The sequence below is a fragment of the Desulfovibrio sp. genome (genome assembly GCA_016208105.1).
Taxonomy (GTDB): domain Bacteria; phylum Desulfobacterota; class Desulfovibrionia; order Desulfovibrionales; family Desulfovibrionaceae; genus Fundidesulfovibrio.
In genome coordinates this window covers 24,303-43,216 of the sequence record JACQYS010000023.1, presented here as the reverse complement: position 1 = coordinate 43,216, position 18,914 = coordinate 24,303, and the positions used below count along the sequence as shown (strand labels likewise).

Annotated in this window: 21 protein-coding genes; 19 read left to right on the top strand and 2 right to left on the bottom strand. The window is 55.5% G+C overall.

Annotation, left to right across the window (positions count from 1 at the left end):
• Positions 1-13: 13 nt before the first annotated feature.
• From cutC to HY795_15065, 19 genes are all read left to right on the top strand, one after another.
• Entirely contained in the window at positions 14-2,554 is a 2,541-nt protein-coding gene (gene cutC / locus HY795_15155; GenBank protein ID MBI4806563.1) for a choline trimethylamine-lyase, read from the top strand.
• 52 nt (positions 2,555-2,606) lie between these two features.
• On the top strand, positions 2,607-3,539 hold the full coding sequence (gene cutD / locus HY795_15150) for a choline TMA-lyase-activating enzyme (protein ID MBI4806562.1): 933 nt from the start codon (positions 2,607-2,609) through the stop codon (positions 3,537-3,539).
• A 45-nt stretch (positions 3,540-3,584) separates the two neighbouring features.
• Positions 3,585-4,112, top strand: coding sequence for a BMC domain-containing protein (locus HY795_15145; GenBank protein MBI4806561.1), 528 nt, complete (start codon positions 3,585-3,587; stop codon positions 4,110-4,112).
• Positions 4,113-4,116: 4 nt separating this feature from the next.
• Entirely contained in the window at positions 4,117-5,556 is a 1,440-nt protein-coding gene (locus HY795_15140; protein ID MBI4806560.1) for an acetaldehyde dehydrogenase (acetylating), read from the top strand.
• 62 nt (positions 5,557-5,618) lie between these two features.
• Complete coding sequence (locus HY795_15135) at positions 5,619-5,903, top strand: BMC domain-containing protein (GenBank protein ID MBI4806559.1); 285 nt, start codon at positions 5,619-5,621, stop codon at positions 5,901-5,903.
• Positions 5,904-6,065: 162 nt separating this feature from the next.
• Positions 6,066-6,764, top strand: a complete 699-nt coding sequence (locus tag HY795_15130; GenBank protein MBI4806558.1) for a phosphate propanoyltransferase — start codon at positions 6,066-6,068, stop codon at positions 6,762-6,764.
• Positions 6,745-7,566, top strand: a complete 822-nt coding sequence (gene eutJ / locus HY795_15125; protein ID MBI4806557.1) for an ethanolamine utilization protein EutJ — start codon at positions 6,745-6,747, stop codon at positions 7,564-7,566. The genes HY795_15130 and eutJ overlap by 20 nt, the downstream gene beginning before the upstream one ends.
• 9 nt (positions 7,567-7,575) lie before the next feature.
• Positions 7,576-8,169 (top strand): hypothetical protein, encoded by a 594-nt coding sequence (locus HY795_15120; GenBank protein MBI4806556.1) that lies wholly within the window; start codon positions 7,576-7,578, stop codon positions 8,167-8,169.
• A gap of 13 nt (positions 8,170-8,182) precedes the next feature.
• The gene (locus HY795_15115; GenBank protein ID MBI4806555.1) at positions 8,183-8,458 is read left to right on the top strand and encodes a EutN/CcmL family microcompartment protein; all 276 of its coding nucleotides are present in this window, start codon (positions 8,183-8,185) and stop codon (positions 8,456-8,458) included.
• Between the two features lie 3 nt (positions 8,459-8,461).
• Complete coding sequence (locus HY795_15110; GenBank protein ID MBI4806554.1) at positions 8,462-9,013, top strand: BMC domain-containing protein; 552 nt, start codon at positions 8,462-8,464, stop codon at positions 9,011-9,013.
• Positions 9,014-9,337, top strand: a complete 324-nt coding sequence (locus HY795_15105) for a hypothetical protein (protein MBI4806553.1) — start codon at positions 9,014-9,016, stop codon at positions 9,335-9,337.
• A 26-nt stretch (positions 9,338-9,363) separates the two neighbouring features.
• Entirely contained in the window at positions 9,364-9,639 is a 276-nt protein-coding gene (gene pduA, locus HY795_15100; GenBank protein ID MBI4806552.1) for a propanediol utilization microcompartment protein PduA, read from the top strand.
• 66 nt (positions 9,640-9,705) lie between these two features.
• Positions 9,706-10,815 (top strand): iron-containing alcohol dehydrogenase, encoded by a 1,110-nt coding sequence (locus HY795_15095; GenBank protein MBI4806551.1) that lies wholly within the window; start codon positions 9,706-9,708, stop codon positions 10,813-10,815.
• A gap of 83 nt (positions 10,816-10,898) precedes the next feature.
• The gene (locus HY795_15090; GenBank protein ID MBI4806550.1) at positions 10,899-12,227 is read left to right on the top strand and encodes an SLBB domain-containing protein; all 1,329 of its coding nucleotides are present in this window, start codon (positions 10,899-10,901) and stop codon (positions 12,225-12,227) included.
• 14 nt (positions 12,228-12,241) lie between these two features.
• Positions 12,242-12,793: a BMC domain-containing protein gene (locus tag HY795_15085; protein MBI4806549.1), complete on the top strand. Its 552-nt coding sequence runs from the start codon at positions 12,242-12,244 to the stop codon at positions 12,791-12,793.
• Positions 12,794-12,854: 61 nt separating this feature from the next.
• Positions 12,855-13,205: a BMC domain-containing protein gene (locus HY795_15080; GenBank protein ID MBI4806548.1), complete on the top strand. Its 351-nt coding sequence runs from the start codon at positions 12,855-12,857 to the stop codon at positions 13,203-13,205.
• A gap of 7 nt (positions 13,206-13,212) precedes the next feature.
• Entirely contained in the window at positions 13,213-13,635 is a 423-nt protein-coding gene (eutP, locus tag HY795_15075; GenBank protein ID MBI4806547.1) for a EutP/PduV family microcompartment system protein, read from the top strand.
• 793 nt (positions 13,636-14,428) lie between these two features.
• Positions 14,429-14,530 carry an IS3 family transposase gene (locus HY795_15070; GenBank protein MBI4806546.1) on the top strand — a complete coding sequence of 34 codons (102 nt, stop codon included), beginning with the start codon at positions 14,429-14,431 and terminating at the stop codon, positions 14,528-14,530.
• A 167-nt stretch (positions 14,531-14,697) separates the two neighbouring features.
• A complete protein-coding gene (locus HY795_15065; protein ID MBI4806545.1) occupies positions 14,698-14,970 on the top strand; it encodes a phage portal protein in 273 nt (90 codons plus the stop codon).
• A 103-nt stretch (positions 14,971-15,073) separates the two neighbouring features.
• Here the strand turns inward: HY795_15065 and HY795_15060 are convergent, their stop codons facing one another.
• Both HY795_15060 and HY795_15055 read right to left on the bottom strand, forming a co-directional pair.
• On the bottom strand, positions 15,074-16,147 hold the full coding sequence (locus tag HY795_15060) for a site-specific integrase (GenBank protein MBI4806544.1): 1,074 nt from the start codon (positions 16,145-16,147) through the stop codon (positions 15,074-15,076).
• A gap of 390 nt (positions 16,148-16,537) precedes the next feature.
• Positions 16,538-18,868 carry a glycosyltransferase family 39 protein gene (locus HY795_15055; protein MBI4806543.1) on the bottom strand — a complete coding sequence of 777 codons (2,331 nt, stop codon included), beginning with the start codon at positions 18,866-18,868 and terminating at the stop codon, positions 16,538-16,540.
• Positions 18,869-18,914: the final 46 nt, after the last annotated feature.

Genomic DNA, 18,914 nt, shown 5'->3' with positions numbered 1-18,914 from the left:
CGGAGGCAACAACGTGGATCTTCGAGATTTTTCAAATAAGCTTGCAGAGGCGACAAAGAAACTGACTCCTGAAGAGCGTGCCTCTTTGAAAAAGATATTTGAGGGCGTTTCCGCGGAGGTTCTGAAAACTCCACCAGTGAAGCACATGCCTGAGTCCTCCGGCGGCTCAGGCATTCCGGATGGCCCCACGGAACGACACGTCAAGCTCAAGGAGACCTTCCTCAAGCAGGTTCCCAGCATCACCACCCACCGTGCCCGGGCCATCACCCAGATCGCCAAGGAGCATCCCGGTATGCCCAAGGCCATCCTGCGCGGAAAGAGTTTTCGCCGCTCGTGCGAAACCGCTCCTCTCGTCATCCTGGATCAGGAACTGATCGTGGGCGCCCCAAACGGTGCCCCCCGGGCGGGAGCGTTCTCCCCGGACATCGCCTGGCGCTGGATGGAAAACGAGATTGATACAATCGCCACCCGCCCGCAGGACCCGTTCTACATCTCCGGAGAAGACAAGCGGATCATGCGCGAAGAGATCTTTCCCTTCTGGAAAGGCAAGTCCGTGGATGAGTACTGCGAAGATCAATACAGGGAAGCCGGCCTGTGGGAACTCTCCGGCGAATCCTATGTTACGGACTGCTCCTACCACGCAATAAACGGCGGAGGTGACTCCAACCCCGGCTACGACGTCATCCTGATGAACAAGGGGATGCAAGATATCAAGCGTGAGGCCGAAGAGCATCTCGCCAAGCTTGATTATGAGAACCCCGAGGATATCGACAAGATCTATTTCTACAAATCCATCATCGACACCGCCGAAGGGGTGATGATCTACGCCAAACGGTTGTCCCAGTATGCGGCGGAGCTGGCCGCCAGGGAACAGAACCCCAAGCGCAAGGCCGAACTGCAGAAGATTTCCGAAGTGAACGCCAGGGTGCCGGCCCATAAGCCCAGCACGTTCTGGGAGGCCATCCAGGCGGTCTGGACCATCGAATCCCTCCTCGTGGTGGAGGAGAACCAGACCGGCATGTCCATCGGACGCGTGGACCAGTACATGTACCCCTTCTACAGGGCGGACATCGATTCCGGCCGCATGACCGAGTACGAGGCCTTCGATCTCGCCGGCTGCATGCTGATCAAGATGTCCGAGATGATGTGGATCACCAGCGAAGGGGGCTCAAAGTTTTTTGCCGGGTACCAGCCCTTCGTCAACATGTGCGTGGGCGGCGTGACCCGCGAAGGCCGCGACGCCACAAACGACCTCACCTACCTGCTCATGGACGCGGTGCGCCATGTCCGGATCTACCAGCCCTCCCTGGCCGCCCGGGTGCACAACAAGTCCTCGCAGCGCTATTTGAAGAAGATTGTGGATGTCATCCGTTCAGGCATGGGCTTTCCCGCGGTCCATTTCGACGATGCCCACATCAAGATGATGCTGGCCAAGGGCGTTTCCATCGAGGATTCCCGCGACTACTGCATTATGGGCTGTGTGGAGCCACAGAAGTCCGGCCGACTCTACCAGTGGACATCCACGGCCTACACCCAATGGCCCATATGCATTGAACTGGTGCTCAACCGCGGCGTCCCCCTCTGGTATGGCAAAAAGGTCTGCCCGGACATGGGGGGCTTAAGCGAGTTTGATACATACGAAAAGTTCGAGGCCGCGGTAAAGGAGCAGATCAAGTTCATCACCAAGTGGTCGAGCGTGGCCACTGTCATCTCCCAGCGCGTCCACAAGGAGCTTGCGCCCAAACCCCTGATGTCGCTCATGTACGAAGGATGCATGGAGTCAGGGAGGGACGTCTCCGCCGGAGGCGCCATGTACAACTTCGGCCCCGGGGTGGTCTGGAGCGGTCTGGCCACATACACCGACTCCATGGCTGCCATCAAAAAGCTCGTATTCGACGACAAGAAATACACGCTGGAGCAGCTAAACACTGCCCTGAAGGCGAACTTCGAGGGCTTTGACAAAATAAAGGCCGACTGCCTGGCCGCCCCCAAATACGGCAACGACGACGACTACGCCGACCTCATCGCGGCGGATCTGGTCTATTTTACCGAAGCGGAGCACCGCAAGTACAAGACGCTCTACTCCATATTGAGCCACGGCACCCTTTCCATCTCCAACAACACCCCCTTCGGCCAGTTGCTTGGGGCATCGGCCAACGGCCGCGAAGCCTGGATGCCTCTCTCCGACGGAATAAGCCCCACCCAGGGCGCGGACGTCAAAGGACCCACGGCCATCATCAAATCCGTCTCCAAGATGACCAACGACAGCATGAACATCGGCATGGTGCACAACTTCAAGCTGATGTCCGGCCTGCTCGACACGCCGGAAGGCGAGAACGGCATCATCACCCTTATCCGCACCGCCTGCATGCTGGGCAACGGAGAAATGCAATTCAACTACTTGGACAACGAAGTGCTCTTGGATGCCCAGAAGCATCCGGAGAAGTACCGTTCTCTCGTTGTGCGGGTGGCAGGATACAGCGCTTTCTTCGTGGAACTGTGCAAGGACGTGCAGGACGAGATCATCAGCAGAACAATGCTGCACAGCATATAAGTGGACAAGAGATGCCTGAAGTATTTCCCGTTCAAGCAACAGAGACGCCCGCATGATTGAGAGAAAGGCGCTCATCTTCAACATCCAGAAGTACAATACGCATGATGGGCATGGCGTACGGACTCTGGTGTTCTTCAAGGGGTGCCCTCTGCGCTGCAAGTGGTGCTCAAATCCCGAAGGTCAGGTTCGACAATATCAGGTGCTCTTCAAAAAAAACCTCTGTGTTCACTGCGGTGCCTGCGTCCCGGTCTGTCCTGTGGGGATCCACAAAATGCCGCCACACTCCAGGCAGCATGAAATCGCACGCAACATCGAATGCATCGGCTGCCGAAAATGCGAGGAAGCCTGCACTGTGTCCGCTCTGGCTGTGTCCGGAGAAAAGAAAACCATATCGGAACTCGTAGAGATCATTGAGGAAGACAAGCCATTCTATGACATGTCCGGCGGTGGTGTGACCCTGGGTGGCGGCGATCCGCTCATGCAGCCGGAAGCGGCGGCCAACCTGCTTATGGTGTGCAGGCAGCGAGGGATAAACACAGCCGTGGAGACCTGCGGGTATGCCAGGCCAGAAACCCTGATGAAAATCGCCGAATACACGGACCTCTTTCTCTATGACGTGAAACACATGAACTCAGAACGTCATTATGAGCTGACAGGGGTGCGCAACGAATCGATCCTGAGCAATCTTAAAATGCTTTTTGAGTACAGACACAATGTACGGATCAGGATTCCGCTTTTGAAGGACGTCAATGACACTATGGATGACTGCCGCAAGCTCATTCAGTTCCTGATGCCATTCAAAGATTTTAAGAATTTTAAAGGAATAGACATCCTCCCCTACCACAAGCTTGGCACCAACAAATACAGCCAGCTGGGGTGGGACTACAGAATGGGTGGCGACCCCGTGTTGAACAGCACGGACCTGGACCGAATAACGGCCTGTTTCGACGAACATGATCTTCGGGTTTCCGTGCTGAGACATTGATGAACAACGCGGTGCACATCTTACGCGCGTGAGGAGGATAACGCTGTGACGGCACTTGGACTCATAGAAACAAAAGGCCTTCTTGCTGCCATTGAATGCGCTGACGTCATGCTCAAGGCCGCGAATGTGCGCCTTTTGGAAAAGAATCTCGCGGGCGGCGGGCTCGTGACCATCTCCATCGCGGGCGATGTGGCCGCAGTGAAGGCCTCCGTGGACGCCGCCGTGACCGCTGCTCAGCGCATCGAGGGCTTTGTCCTGGTTTCCTCGCACGTCATCGCCCGCCCAGACGAAGAACTTTCGCGCATCCTCGCCCTGGGCGAGACGCCAAAAGCGCCCCGCCCCACCTCCCCCAGGGCCGCAGCGAAAACCGGAGGCGGCGGGCACGCCCCGCCCGTCGTCTCCGGAACAGCGCTCCCTGACGCGGCGAAGCTTAAGAGGATGAGCGCTAAGTCGCTTAAGGAGATAGCCGCTTCCCTGGCCGGATTCCCCATAACCCAGGAAGAAATGGCCTCAGTCAGCAAGACGGATCTGGTCGAAGCAATCATCGCTGCCAGCAGGCAGGAAGAGGAGTAGGCGCATGGTAGACAAGGATTTGCTGTCCATTCAGGAAGCCCGTTCCCTGGTGCGCAGCGCGCGAAAGGCTCAGGCTGAATTTGTAGAGCTCGGTCAGGAGCGGGTTGACGCCATTATCAAAGCCATTGCCCAAGCCACCGCCGCGCAGGCGGAAGCGCTTGGCGCCCTGGCCGTGGAAGAAACCGGTTTCGGGAAGGTCCTGGACAAGAAAGCCAAGAACATCCTTGCCAGCACGCAGCTCTACGATGCCATCAAGGACATGAAGACCATTGGCGTACTCAGGGAGGACAAGGCGAACAAGATCGTTGAGATCGCCATGCCCATGGGCGTGATCGCGGGAATCATTCCCTCCACCAACCCCACGTCGACGACCATCTACAAGTCCATCATAGCGCTCAAATCCGGCAACGCCATTGTTTTCACCCCTCACCCCAGCGCACGCAAATGCATCGGCAAAACCGTGGAGATAATCCGGGACGTCCTGGTTTATTGCGGTGTGAGTGAAAACCTTGTCAGCGTCATGAGCGTCCCCACCATCGAGGGCAGCCATGAGCTCATGAAGATCGTGGACTTGATCCTGGCCACGGGCGGCCCGGCCATGGTGAAGGCCGCCTACAGCTCAGGCACTCCCGCCCTGGGCGTGGGCGCGGGCAACGTGCCTGCCTTTATCGAGAGGAGCGCCAATATCGAGGACGCCATCACCAAGATATTCGCCAGCAAGACCTTTGATAACGGCACGGTGTGCGCTTCGGAGCAGGCCATCATAACCGAGACTGTGATCGCCCAGAAGGTCAAGGCAACGCTGATCTCCCAGGGCGCCTACTTCCTGGAGGGCGAGAAGCTTGAAAAGGTCAAGCGGGTGATGGAGCGCCCCAACGGGGCAATGAACCCCGACATCGTGGGCCGGGACGCCGCCTATATCGCCCGTATCGCGGGAATCGATATTCCCCAGGGAACCCGCCTGCTGGTTTCAGACGAAAAGGGCGTGGGGCCTCAGTACCCATTTTCCAAGGAAAAGCTCACCGCACTGCTCGGTTTCTATGTGGTGAACGACTGGAAAGAAGCCTGCGAACTCTGCCACGCGCTTTTAAAAAACGGCGGGATCGGCCACTCCCTGGCCATTCATTCTCAGAATGAAGAGGTTATCCGGGAGTTCGGCATGAAAAAGCCCGTTTCCAGACTCCTGGTCAACACCCCGTCCACCCAGGGCGCGGTGGGCATAACCACAGGCCTTTTCCCCTCGTTCACTTTGGGCTGCGGCACAGTAGGCGGAAGCTCCACCTCGGACAACGTCACGCCGCTGAACCTCATGAACATCAGAAGAGTGGCCTACGACCTCGGAAACATGCCTTGCCCGGCCGCTCCGGTGAAGACGGACGCCTCCTCCATCGACGTCAATGCCATCACGGCAATGATCATAGAGCAGTTGAAGAAAATGGCGTGAGCGCAGTTAGGGAATTAATCAGTATATAAAGCAACTTAGAATACTCTTTAAAAGGAGCGAGTATGTCGACGCAGACTGCATTGGGAATGGTTGAGACCAGAGGACTTGTTGGCGCAATCGAAGCGGCGGACGCCATGGTGAAGGCCGCCAACGTGACCCTTATCGGCCGCTCGCAGGTGGGCGCCGGGCTTGTGACCGTCATGGTCCGCGGTGATGTGGCTGCGGTCAAGGCGGCAACGGACGCGGGCTCGGCAGCTGCCTCCCGGGTGGGGGAACTGGTCAGCGTTCACGTGATCCCGCGCCCTCACAGCGAAGTGGAAATGATTCTCCCCAAGGTCGAAGGGTAGCACGCCATGGAAGTCCTGACGGGATTCTTCTCTGAGAGGGCGTTTCAGACAAGGAGCTCCCGAGGATTTCACAGTGGAGGGGGGCAGGCCCTTGCGCCCTCCCCTCCATTGCTTTGCGCGAAAGAGAGAACACGCCGGAACCACCGGCATGCGGAGCCTGACATGTACGAGAAAGCCGTACAGGACATCCTGGAGGGTATCCTGAGAAACGTCGTCGAACAGCTGGGCGACCAGAATTCAAGTGAGCTGCCCTGTTTCGACGTCTTCGAGGCCATACCTGTGGAGCTTTCGGCACGCCATGTCCATCTGAGCGAGAAGGACGCCCTGGCCCTTTTCGGCGGCCCCCCGACCCCTGTCCGGGAGCTCTCCCAGCCGGGGCAATATTTGTGCAAGGAGCGGGTGCGGCTCATCGGCCCCAAGGCGGTCATCGACAATGTGGCGGTCCTGGGGCCCGTGAGGGGCAGCTCCCAGGTGGAGATATCCAGGACCGACGCGCGAACCCTTGGTACCGACACTCCGGTTCGCCAGTCCGGCGACACAGCCGGGACTCCAGGTATCATCCTGGCTTCCCAGACGGGCATAGTAGGTCTGGAAGAGGGTCTCATAGTCGCAGCCCGCCATATCCACATGACGCCCCAGGAAGCCAAGCGCTTCGGCGTGTCAGATAACGAAAGGGTCTGTGTCCGCCTTAATGGAGAACGCCCCGTGATCCTCGAGGATGTGGTGGTGCGCGTCAGCGACACGTTCAGCCTGGCCATGCACATAGACCTGGACGAGGGCAACAGCGCCGGCTGGAACGCCAATGTGTCCGGCAGGATAATAGGGAAGAAAGAGGCCGGGAATGGATTTTGCCACCATTGATTCTAAAATCGCGGCTCTTGAGCGCTGCATAGAGAGCACAGTGCCCGTGAGTGCGGACGAGACGCTCCACGTGGGAGTGGACCTCGGCACGGCCTACATCGTGGTGGTGGTCTTAAACAGCGCGAAAGAGGCCGTGGGCTGCGCCATGGAATTCGCCCAGGTGATCAGGGATGGCATCGTGGTGGACTACACCGGGGCCACCCAGATTGTTCGAAAACTTGTGGGGCAGCTGGAAAAACGCCTGGGACGCACCCTCACCCATGCCGCCATTGCCGTTCCGCCCGGCACGGGAGAGGGCACATGCAAGACCCATCGTTATGTGGTGGAGGCCGCCGGATTGGAAGTGACCGGCGTTCTGGACGAACCCACGGCGGCCAATGCCGTGCTCGGAGTGACAAACGGCGTGATCGTGGACATCGGCGGCGGCACCACCGGCCTTTCAATCCTTGAAGACGGCAAGGTGGTTTACGTGGCGGACGAAGCCACGGGAGGAACCCACCTCACCCTGGTGCTGGCGGGCAATTACCGGGTGAGCTTCGAAGAAGCAGAGGATCTGAAAAAACAGGAAGACCGCCAGGAGGATATTCTTCCCCTGGTTCGCCCGGTGCTTCAGAAAATGGCCTCCATCGTCAGCAGCCATATCCAGGGGCGCGATATTTCAGCCATTTACCTGGTGGGGGGGACCTGCTGCCTGAAAGACATGGAAAAGGTGATGCACTTTGAGACCGGAAAGCCGGTCTACAAGCCCGCCAACCCCTTTCTGGTCACGCCCCTGGGCATAGCCATGAACTGCGGCGCGTAGGAGAACCCCGTGGACGTTCAGGAACTGGTTCGCGCCATTGCAAAGGAAGTTCTCAAACAGATTCGCAAGGAGGCTGACAAGGCCTGCGTCATGGTTCTGGGCACAAGAGACCAGGCTCTGGCCGCAAAGGTCCGGGAATGCCTGGGTGAAGAGACTGACGTGCTCTTCCTGGGCGAAGAGGCTGAAAAACGTGCCTCTGTGCGTTACATCCTCCCCCTCCTCTCCTGCAGTGCGATGGCTGATCTGGCCTGCGGCAAGGCCATCGGGCCCTTCCTGACCGAGGCGCTACGGCTTCTCCTCACAGGAACCGAGGTTCACGTTCTGGACTTCGAGTACAAAACCTACCGCGAAACAGCTCCAGCGTCCTTGTACGGCCTGTATGAGTCCTATGAAAAAGCGTTGGCCTCGTACGGAATGAAGCAGTTCAGGCGGGAACTTCCAGCTACTGTCAGGCATTGGGAAAACCTTGTGACCGAGCAGACCGTCATAGAGGCACGGGAGGCGGGAGCAACTGTTCTCTGGGTTCCGGTGACGGCAAAGGTGACCCCCCTAGCGGCCGATGCGGCCAGAAGCATGAACATAAACATTGTGTACCGTTCATGAGGGCGACGGGAATATGATTATTGGAAAAGTTATCGGCAATGTGTGGGCTACCCGCAAAGAAGAAACCTTAAGCGGCTTGAAGCTGATGATCGTCAAGCGCATGGACCTTGCTGGCGGCGGCGAGCATGAGAGCTTTGTCGCTGCGGACTGCGTGGGCGCCGGCATTGACGAGCGTGTGCTTGTGGTCACGGGCAGTTCCGCGCGCAAGGCTCTTAGAAACACCGACACCCCCATGGATGCGGCCATCATCGCCATCATCGATGAAGTGGAAGTGAGGCCGGAGGGCTAACGCATGGACACGCTGGGCATCGTGGAAAGCAAAAGCATTGCCGCCGGCGGGGAGCTGGCGGACGCCATGGTGAAGGTGGCTTCCGTGGAGCTTGTCCGCGCCACGACCATCTGTTCCGGCAGATACATGATCCATGTGGCCGGTGACCGCGAGGCTGTGGAAACCTCGGTTCGAGTGGCCCGTGAATCAGGGCGCGTTCTGGCTGGAAGCTTCGTCATTTCCAACGTGTCCTCCCAGGTGATCGACGTTCTGAAAAAGAGCTCCATGGCCAAAGAGGGTGATGCGCTGGGCATCATCGAGTGCCGCACGGTCTCTTCCGGGGTGGCGGCGGCGGACAGTGCCGTGAAACGCTCCGTCGTAAGCCTGCTGCGCCTTGTCATGGGCCAGGGCATCAACGGCAAATCCTATTTCGTCATCAGCGGGGACGTGGCTTCCGTTGAGGAAGCTGCCGAGGCCGCCAAATCGGCATTGGGCAAGGACCTTGTCGAGGCGGTGGTGATACCTAGGCCCAGCGCCTCTGTGGTTCAGGCTTTAACAAGCGTTGCGAGGTTATAAATGGGAAAGAAACTCGTTGGGACAGACAACCTGGATGAAGCAATCTGCCAGGCGACCGGCAAGGTATACGCCGACGGGACGATCATCCTGACGCCCGGCGCCAAAGACGAATTGTCAAAGAGAGGGGTCCCCATCGTCTACGGGCCCGCACCGGAAAGAGCGGAATGCGCGCCTACGCCCATGGCTGAGGCAGCGTCTCCGGGCCTGGAGAAGCTCGTCCTGGCCGTATCCGCAATACTGAACACGCAATACGGGATCAAAAATCCTGAGCAGTTGAAGGTCTTGAGCTGTCAGGTGGTCAAAACCATCAAAGAAAACATCTGAGCAGAGAAATAAAGAAGGAGAACCATATGAACGCGTTGGGAATGGTCGAAACCAAAGGTCTTGTTGGAGCCGTTGAAGCCGCGGATGCCATGGTCAAAGCCGCCAATGTGGTGCTTGTCGGCCGCGAGCAGGTTGGCAGCGGGCTCGTGACCGTGCTTGTGCGGGGAGATGTGGGCGCGGTGAAGGCCGCCACGGACGCTGGCGCCGCTGCCGCCGGGCGTGTTGGCGAACTGGTGAGCGTGCATGTGATTCCCCGCCCTCACAGCGACGTGGAGAAGATTCTTCCAAAACGTCCCGCCTAGCGGGAGGCCTTTCACTCTCGGCTCGGATCCACTTTCGGGCCGGACACCTTTTGGAGGAATCGAGGGGTGACTCAGTTTTTTGGCAAAACAAAGATCTGCTATGGCCCGGGCGCTCTTGAGAGCCTTGAGCAACTGCCGGCCAAGCGGGCCTTCATCGTAACGGACCCCGTCATGGTGAAGGCCGGTTTTACGGACCGCATCCAGAGCCATCTGGACAGGTCCGGGATCGGACACAGCACGTTTGATGATGTGGGGCCGGACCCTTCCCTGGAAACGGTCACCAAGGGGACGCTCCATTATCTTAGGGACCAGACCGACCTGGTGATCGCCCTTGGGGGAGGCTCGGTCATCGATGCGGCCAAGGCCATCATGTTCTTTGCCCACAAAGCGGGCAACAAGACGGCAAAGCCGCTGCTGGTGGCCATTCCCACCACCAGCGGCACCGGTTCCGAGGTGACATCGTTCTCCGTGATCACGGACAAGGCCAATGAGGTGAAAATCCCCCTCAATGACGAGCTCTTGATTCCGGACATGGCCATTCTGGATGCGCGCTTCACGCGGACGGTCCCTCCTCCCGGGACGGCTGCGACCGGGATGGACGTACTGACCCATGCCATCGAGGCCTATACCTCTCTGCAGGCCAACGCGTTTACGACCATCTACGCGGAATATGCCATCCGCTATGTGTTCCGTTATCTTTTCAGGGCCTTCCAATGCGGGGACGACATGGAGGCCCGGGAAATGATGCTCCTGGCGTCCTGCATGGCGGGCATGGCCTTCAACAACAGCGGCTTGGGGCTCACCCACAGCATTGCCCACAGCCTGGGGGGCCTGTTTCATATCCCTCACGGTCTGGCCAATGCGGTGATCCTTCCCTACGTGGTCCGGTTCAACAGCTTTCACGTGGGCGTGAAGTATCGGGAGATTGCCGAGATCGCGGGCATTCCCGCCGCCACGGTGGAAGAGGGGACCACGAACCTCATTCAGGCGATACGGGAGATGAACGATTCCATGGGCATCCCCAACCACATACGCGCCTTGAACATCGATGAAGCCGTCTTCCGGGAGCACCTGGATGTGATGGCCAAAAACGTTCTGGAGGACATCTGCACTGGGGGCAATCCAAGAAGACCATCCCACGAGGACGTAAAGAGGCTTCTGGAGCAGGCCTGGTAAGGGCATCATCCCGATGTCTCCCAATTGGTTGGCTGTGACTTGAAAAGGCGACTGTTCGTTCACCCGGGCAGCAAGGAAAAGCTATGAGAGAGCGGATTGTTGAAAAGATTCGAAACGCCGGAGTGGTAGGTGCCGGTGGCGCCGGCTTTCCAACCCATGTGAAGGTTGCCGCAACGGTGGATACGGTTCTTGTGAATGGCGCCTCCTGCGAACCTCTGCTCATGAGTGACCCTTATATCCTGGAAACGCACATACAGACGATGGTTCGCGGCCTGGAAGCGGTTCTTGACTGCACTGGAGCCGGGAAAGGGATCATCTGCCTGAAGGGGAAGCACTCCAAAGCCATGGCATCCGTCCGGGAAGCAGTTGCACGAGATGGCACGGGACGGCTGGAACTCTTTGAACTTAAGGACTTTTATCCTGCCGGTGACGAACAGGTCCTCGTCCGGGAGGTTCTTGGCAGAACGGTTCCAGAAGGCGGTATCCCCCTCCAGGTGGGGGCGGTGGTGAGCAACGTGGAGTCGCTCTACAACGTGGCCCTGGCCCTGGAGGATACGCCCACCACCCACCGCTATGTAACGGTTACGGGCGAGGTGAAGAAGCGCATGGTCGTGAAGGTTCCCGTGGGGACCCAAGTCTGCGATGTGATCGCCTTTGCTGGCGGCCCCACCATTTCCGACTTCAAGGTGGTGGACGGAGGCCCCATGATGGGCCGGGTGCTGCCGGACATGCTCCAGCCCGTGACCAAGACAACCAGCGGCCTGATCGTTTTGCCGCCGGATCATACCGTGGTGGCAAGGAAGATAATGGACCCAGCCCGGGTGCGGCGCATTACCAACACAATCTGCTGCCAGTGCTCACAATGCACGGATCTTTGCCCTAGGAATCTTCTCGGCCATAGCCTCCATCCCCATAAGCTGATGCGGATTTTGGACACCCAGGAATACTCCAGTCCTCAAGCCAAAGAGGCCCTGCTCTGCTCCGAATGCGGCATCTGCGAGAAATTCGCCTGCCCCATGATGGTCTCCCCCAGGGAGGTCAACGCCCAGATCAAGAAGGCCCTGATGCAGAAGGGTGTTCGCTGGGAATCCTCCACAAGGGAGCTTGTGGGCCACCCCTTCCGGGAGAGCCGCTCGATCCCCACCAAACGCCTGATGCAGCGGCTGAACGTGGCGCAATACGACACCCATTTCGATCACGCCTGCGAGTTCACACCATCCAATGTGGTAATTCCGCTCAAGCAGCACATCGGTGCGCCTGCCGCGTGCGTTGTGTCCTGCGGCGCCAGGGTAACGAAGGGCGATCTGATCGGGGAAATTCCTGAAAAGGCTCTTGGAGCAAGGGTTCACGCGAGCATCAGCGGCGTGGTGGAAGCCACCGCGGACGGCATGGTCACAATCAGAGCGCACTAAAAGGGACGAACGCAATGAATTTACGCACTATCGGTTGTGTTGAACTAAACAGCATCGCCATGGGCATGCACACTGCGGATGAGATGGTGAAAGCCGCTGAAGTGGAACTTGTGCTTGCCCGGCCCACCTGTCCGGGGCGCTATCTTGTGATTGTGGCCGGAGACACGGGAGCTGTGAAAAGCTCCGTGGAAACTGGCCGGGAGATCGGCGGCGAATTGATCGTCGACTGGTTTCTGCTCCCCAGCGTTCATGCGGACGTCATCCCCGCCCTTAGCGGAACGTCCTTACGAGCCACGATCGGCGCCCTGGGCATCATTGAAACGTGCACCACCGCGTCCTGCATCCTGGCGGCCGATGCCGCGGCAAAGACCGCCCAGGTGGACCTTCTCGAGATCCGCTTCGCTGCCGGGCTTGCCGGCAAGGCTTTTGTCGTGATGACCGGCGACGTGGGGTCCGTAAACGCCTCTGTGCGCGCCGGAGTGGACGGGGTTGGCGACGCGGGGCCAGTGCTCAGCCATGTGGTGATTCCCTCTCCCAGTGAAGGGCTCAAGGCGCAGATACTGTGAAACGGCTGCCCGGGGATACAAGCTTTTGCTGAGCAAGGGCGACAGGGAGGTTATTGTGAAGATAGCGAACGAACCAAAGCAGAGAGTTATCCAGGAGTATGTGCCTGGCAAGCAGGTCACCCTGGCCCATGTGATCGCAAGCCCCCAGCAAAGCATCTACATAAAGCTTGGCCTGGACCATGAGGCGGGCGACGCCATCGGCATCCTGACCATCACCCCGAGCGAGGGTGTTATCATCGCCGCAGACATCGCCACCAAGGCGGCGTCCGTGGACATCGGCTTTCTGGACCGGTTCGGCGGTTCGCTGGTTCTGGTGGGGGATGTGGCCAGCGTGGAGGCCGCGCTTGGCGGAGTGCTCGCCTATTTCGATGGGGTGCTTGGCTACGCGTCCGTAGAGATGACGCGGTCCTAGACGGCCCATGAAGATAATGATGCTCATAGGAGAAACCGGTGCCGGAAAATGCTCGCTCATCCGGGCTCTCTCGGGTGAAGAGTTCCCCAAGAAAAGGAATATAGCCGTGGAATTCCGGGGACAGTTCATCAACACCCCCGGGGAGTTTCTGGAGAACAGACGTTTCTATCGCGCTCTCATCACCACAGCGGTTGATTGCGACGTTCTGGCCCTGATCCAGGATGCCACCAGGTCAAGCAGTCTTTTCCCCCCGCAGTTCGCCACCCTGTTCAACCGGACCGTGGTTGGCGTAGTCACCAAAGTGGACGAAACCAGCGCAAACGTGGAGCGGGCGGAGCGGTTTTTAAGAAACGCTGGAGCGGAAGATATAATCCACGTGAGTACAAGAACAGGAGTCGGCTTGGACACCATACGAAAGATGTTCATTTAAGAACAGATGATACAGAGTTGATCCTACTCCGTGAATAAGAGTAGAATTGTCTTCAGACATAAATAAACTACGTCCGACTACCACCAATTTCGATCACGCATGTGGGGTATAGCGTGGGGAAAAAAAATGTTCACAGAAAATATTCTGTAGCCACTTGTTTTTCTTTGATGTCCCCGAGGGAACTTGACCCCCTGTTAGCGGCGTGAGAGGCTCTTGCGACTTGACCCCATTTTCTCTTCTGTTCCTGGGCCTGCCCCTCTAAACCTGAGCCAGGGACCTTGTTAGTCCCTGAGTCATGGAGGGCAGGTTATGGGCAGGCACGGACAGGCCCCAAAGCCGATAATAGCTAAACTGCGTAAGGCCGAGGTTTCAGTGGCACAATGTAAGACTGTGGCCGAGACATGCCGGGCGCTGGGCGTCTGCGAGCAGTCTTTTTACCGCTGGCGCAATGAGTAAGGTGGGCTCAAAGTCGACCAGACCAAGAAGCTGAAAGCCCTGGAGCGTGAGAACGCCCGGCAAAAAAAGGCTGTGGCAGAGCTGACATTGGACAAGCTCATTTTGCAGGAGGAGCAAGGGGAAATTTCTGTGCCCTTCCCGACGCTGGAAATCCGTGACTCATGTGCGTTCGATCTTCGATATGCCGGAACGGCGAGTGTGCCGGGTACTGGAACAGCCCCGAGCGAATCAGCGGTAACGTCCCCTCGAGGCCAGAGATGAAGTGCCGCTGAAAGCAGCCATCATCCACTTCGCCTCGAGCACGGCCGTTATGGGTATCGCCGTGTCCAGGCCTTGATTGAGCGGGAAGGCTTGGGTGAACCACAAACGCATAGAGCGCATCTGGCGTCAGCACGGGCTGAAGGTTACGCAGAAGCAGCCAAAGCACAGTCGGATTTAGCTCAACGGTGGTTCATGTGTCCGGTTGAGGCCATGATGGCCCAATCACATCTGGTCTTACGACTTCGTTATGGACAGGCCGCCTTCACCCTGCGCAATGGCAACCCGGACACGAAGATCAACGCCACCGTGGAGGCTCTGTGGAACGTCTGAGCTCCCCAGGCCGACATCAGCGGCGAGGAGTCGGTTTATTCACAGCAGAAGCTCGGATTAGGCCACGTTATCGAAGACGCCGAGTATCTGGTCCAAGAAGTCTGGGACCGTGACTTCCCCGTCCTGCCCCTGCGCTTTGAACTCATCGAGGAGGACCAGATGGACGACTATGTGGACGGACAGCTGCAAAACGTGAACACGGCCCGGCGCGGTGTGGAGTTCACCCCCTGGGGCCAGATGGTGGCCTACCAAATCCTTCCCTACCATCCAGGAGACAACGCGCTCTAAGCCTTCCACGGCGTGGGGCCCATGCGCATCCCGGCCCAGTCCTACAAGCTGATCTATCTTCGCGAACGCATCACCCAGTCGCGCGGTATAAAGAAGAGCTGCGCTAATCCTCTGGCTTCGGCTCTTCAGAGAAGCAAATCTGCTCAACGGCCTCACGCTTCGCGTCAGGGATAAGATGGGCATACCGCATCGTCATTTCGATGGAGCGATGGCGCAAAAGCTCCTTGATGGTAAGAAGAGGCGTGCCCTTCTGCGCCAACCAGCTCGCGAACGTGTGTCGCAAGCTATGGAATGTGATCTTATTCCTGGAATCTTCAATGCCCTCATTCAATCTGGCAGCGTCGGCAATGCGCCTGAAGATCTTGCTGATGTCCTTTAAGCCATCTTGGCCTGGGAAAACGTCAGTGGCAGAGCCTTGAGTCTTCTTTCTTTGGCGCAAAAGATCGAGAGCGATGGCATTCAAGTAAACAACGCCCTTCCCCTTCGAGCGCTTGCCGTCCACTCCTGGTATAGAAAGGGAACCGTTCTCAAGATTCACATGCTCCCAGCGCATGGATTGAATCTCATTGCGGCGAAGCCCGGTGTTGAGCGCCAAGAGGATTATTTCAGCCATATCGTGGCTAATCACCCTGGCCGTTGCGACCAGGTGGTCCGCTTCTTTGCGGGTGAGAAATCTCTCGCGCTCGTTATGCACCGGAGGAATTCGCACTGCAGCCGTAGGGATATCACCCATGTAGTACGGGCCGTGGCCGCCCTTTGCATGGTTCTGACGGCAGAAGCTGAAAACGCGATGAATAAGCACCAGGCACTGGCGAACAGTGGCAGGCGCCTTGGTTTTGATGAGTGTATTCTTGATCCGCTCGATGTCATTTGGAGTGACATTGGAGAGAGCGGTAAGGCCCAGGGCGGGGAGGATGTGCAGCCGAAGGCGTGTATCATCTGCTGCCCAACTGGATTTGTTGGTGCGCGCCCAGGTCAGGTACGCATTGGCCGCCTCGGAAAAGGTGAAGAGCGAGCGGTCCAATGTTGCTTTAGCGGCAACTTCAGCGGCCATTTCCTTTGCAACGGCTTCACGCATCGCACGCAGGCTTTGTGGTCCTTTGCCTGTGCGAATGTTCTCGCGAATATCGTTAATCCACTTGATGGCCTTGGAGTCATTCCACCCTTGGAAGCCCATCCGAGGGCTTCCTCATGGCGTTTTCCTTGGGAATCGCTGTAGCGGATGAGGTAGTATTTATCTGGTTTGCGGTTGAATTTCCGATCTGCGTGTTCGTAGCAGGTAACCCCATCGCATGGGCCTGCGATGCGTCTATGCTTGCCCATCATTTACCCCCTACCTACCCCCTGCCGGGAAGGCCGAAACGGGATACTGTGGGAAGCATCGATAAGAAATTAATCGAGGATTGGCAAGGCGCAGGGACGAATCGGGAAAACGCAGGAAATACGTTTGTGCGGGACTTTAAATCCAGTGGAAGGCTCATCCCCTTCGGTAGGTTCGACCCCTATACGCTTCCGCCACTTCATTCAGCTTTTAAGACGCCCCAAGGCCCTTCCACTCAGTTTTTGCCTAGTACTTATTAAAAGACAACTCCAGCAGAGCAGCAGACAAAGGACGGGGATCAGCTAGAGAGAAGGTCTCTTCAGGAGTTCTGTGGTTCCACTTCCCGAAAATGAGCTTAACCTGATTCTTCCCAGGTACAAAACGAACCGGGACTTCGATGCTCTCTGGAGTGTCTAACCATTTTCCATAAGGCATATTCTGCTTGTTAGCGACTTCACTACCGTTCACAGTGATGGCGACGTTCTGATTCGGAATCGGATTGCTAATGAGCATTCTTAGGACACCCTCTGCCTCTTCCAAACTATCGAACTCATAATTTGCCTCTGACCCATTAATCCAACGCCAATTTCCGTTATCGTCTCGCTCGATGCCCTCAATTCCATGTAGATATGCACCGTTTGGAATGGTAATTGGCTTTAGTAAATCAAATAAAAGTCCCTTCTTATCAAATAGAAAGGTTATATTTTGCAGTTTAATAGTCTGTTGATTTCCTGCTTCATAATCTGCAGTTCTATCTGCAGCCAAAAGTCGATATTCAAATGCAATACGATCATATTTTTCAGGCGTTTCAATACGAAGTTTAACATGCTCTCCGATTATTTTTCCGACTTCTCCGTATATTTCATTCCGAATATGATCATCATAGCCAACCAAAAATTTGAATATATTATCGCGCCCTGCGTTAACACGCTTTATATCAACAAAAACAGTTCCTGTTGTCCCAATATGGTTTTTTGCCTCTAAAACAAAACTGCCAAAAGTCATATTTTTCGTCGGGACTACAGAAGGCCCCATATTGTCAACGATTGTAATATCGCTAAGCTCTTTTGAGTTCGTATAAACGTTTAAAGGCGTAGCATCCCAGGACACAAAGGAAGACAATTTAAATATATCAACAAACTCTTTATATTTAGCAACATAGCTACTTTTGTATAGGTTCTCACCCACATACGTCTCGAAATTTTCTTTTGGAGCGAGGGAGTCCTTTCCAGGAGTATCATTTGCTATATACCAAACATTTCGGAATTTCTCGGAACTGGTTACACTCTGATTCATCAACGGGTTACTTGCCGTGAACCTATCAAGATACCAACTAACGCTATTAATAAACCCAATGCTGTCAGAATAAACAACTCGAGGCATATCTGAATCAAAAGGTAAAGATAAAAACTCTTGGGTTGCTGGACGAGACAATTTTGAAAATGGACCAACTGCAAATTTACTATGGCTATCTACAGAATAAAACCTATTCTCCCCATCAGAATAAATATTGAATAGCAATACAAAGGAAACCGCCAGAGACACAAGCATCTGAACGTACACATGTCTAATAAAAAAACATACACCTACAGAAAACATCAAAGAAAAAGTAGGTATCAAGAAACTAATATGCCAAAAGTACACATACGTATCTTTAAAAATATACAATATTGAGAGAGGGACAATCGCCATCAGCGGAATTAAAAAACCAATTCTTTTCCTCGTAAGGAACAAAATAACGGCACCAAACGCTATAAGAAACAATTCTATATGATAAATATCAGAACGAAAAACCAGCTGAGAGATCTCAATCACCTTGGCTTTCAATACAGTGAAAACTTCACTGTATGAATTCTCCTCTTTCACAAAGGATGATTTTCTCCTCTCTAAAAGAGAATAGAAGAACGGTATAATAGCAAGAAAAAAACTAGATAATACTGCAAAATACAACGACAAACGTTTCCACTCAACTCGCATTTTCTTCTCGAATATCAATCCAACGGAAATTGCCAGTGCTTGTGAAAAAACTAAAAATATTGATACATAGTGGAGGAGCAACTGAAATCCACTCATGATGGCTACAGCCAGCCAAGAGGCTTTCACATCCTCTTTATCTTGCCTTGACACAAGATGCATTACGATTGAAATTGACAATAATAATAAAGCGTACGGCCTAACCTGCCGTGACAACCAAATCATATATGGATTTGCCATCATCACTGACGCAGCAATGAGCCCTACGCCATAACCAGAAATTTTTTTCCCTACAAAATATACAACAGCAACAGTAGCAGTCCCAGCAAGCGCGGATATGGAACGTAAAAAAAACTCTGACGAACTAAAATACATAAGAAGTTTAACTAAAAATGCATAATACGGTGGGTGCATTTCTGGACCCAGCGAAAAACTGACAATATACTCCCATGAATGACTAGCCGTTAACGGAACAAGGATTTCATCCCACCACATTGCAGGAATATCTAAGCGATAAAAACGAATAAGTGCAGACAACAGCACAAAAAATATAAAAAATTTATCTATTATATATGAAGTAAACCGCGACTGCATACTATCCATCTCAATTTCATCATGCTAAATTATGACAGCAATTAGACCGCCGCAT

Excerpts from the sequence above, each read along its gene's own strand:
- cutD (MBI4806562.1), top strand. The coding sequence starts at position 2,607 with ATGATTGAGAGAAAGGCGCTCATCTTCAACATCCAGAAGTACAATACG.
- HY795_15140 (MBI4806560.1), top strand. The coding sequence starts at position 4,117 with ATGGTAGACAAGGATTTGCTGTCCATTCAGGAAGCCCGTTCCCTGGTG.
- HY795_15135 (MBI4806559.1), top strand. The coding sequence starts at position 5,619 with ATGTCGACGCAGACTGCATTGGGAATGGTTGAGACCAGAGGACTTGTT.
- HY795_15130 (MBI4806558.1), top strand. The coding sequence starts at position 6,066 with ATGTACGAGAAAGCCGTACAGGACATCCTGGAGGGTATCCTGAGAAAC.
- eutJ (MBI4806557.1), top strand. The coding sequence starts at position 6,745 with ATGGATTTTGCCACCATTGATTCTAAAATCGCGGCTCTTGAGCGCTGC.
- HY795_15115 (MBI4806555.1), top strand. The coding sequence starts at position 8,183 with ATGATTATTGGAAAAGTTATCGGCAATGTGTGGGCTACCCGCAAAGAA.
- HY795_15110 (MBI4806554.1), top strand. The coding sequence starts at position 8,462 with ATGGACACGCTGGGCATCGTGGAAAGCAAAAGCATTGCCGCCGGCGGG.
- HY795_15105 (MBI4806553.1), top strand. The coding sequence starts at position 9,014 with ATGGGAAAGAAACTCGTTGGGACAGACAACCTGGATGAAGCAATCTGC.
- pduA (MBI4806552.1), top strand. The coding sequence starts at position 9,364 with ATGAACGCGTTGGGAATGGTCGAAACCAAAGGTCTTGTTGGAGCCGTT.
- HY795_15090 (MBI4806550.1), top strand. The coding sequence starts at position 10,899 with ATGAGAGAGCGGATTGTTGAAAAGATTCGAAACGCCGGAGTGGTAGGT.
- HY795_15085 (MBI4806549.1), top strand. The coding sequence starts at position 12,242 with ATGAATTTACGCACTATCGGTTGTGTTGAACTAAACAGCATCGCCATG.
- eutP (MBI4806547.1), top strand. The coding sequence starts at position 13,213 with ATGAAGATAATGATGCTCATAGGAGAAACCGGTGCCGGAAAATGCTCG.
- HY795_15060 (MBI4806544.1), bottom strand. The coding sequence starts at position 16,147 with ATGGGCTTCCAAGGGTGGAATGACTCCAAGGCCATCAAGTGGATTAAC.
- HY795_15055 (MBI4806543.1), bottom strand. The coding sequence starts at position 18,868 with ATGGATAGTATGCAGTCGCGGTTTACTTCATATATAATAGATAAATTT.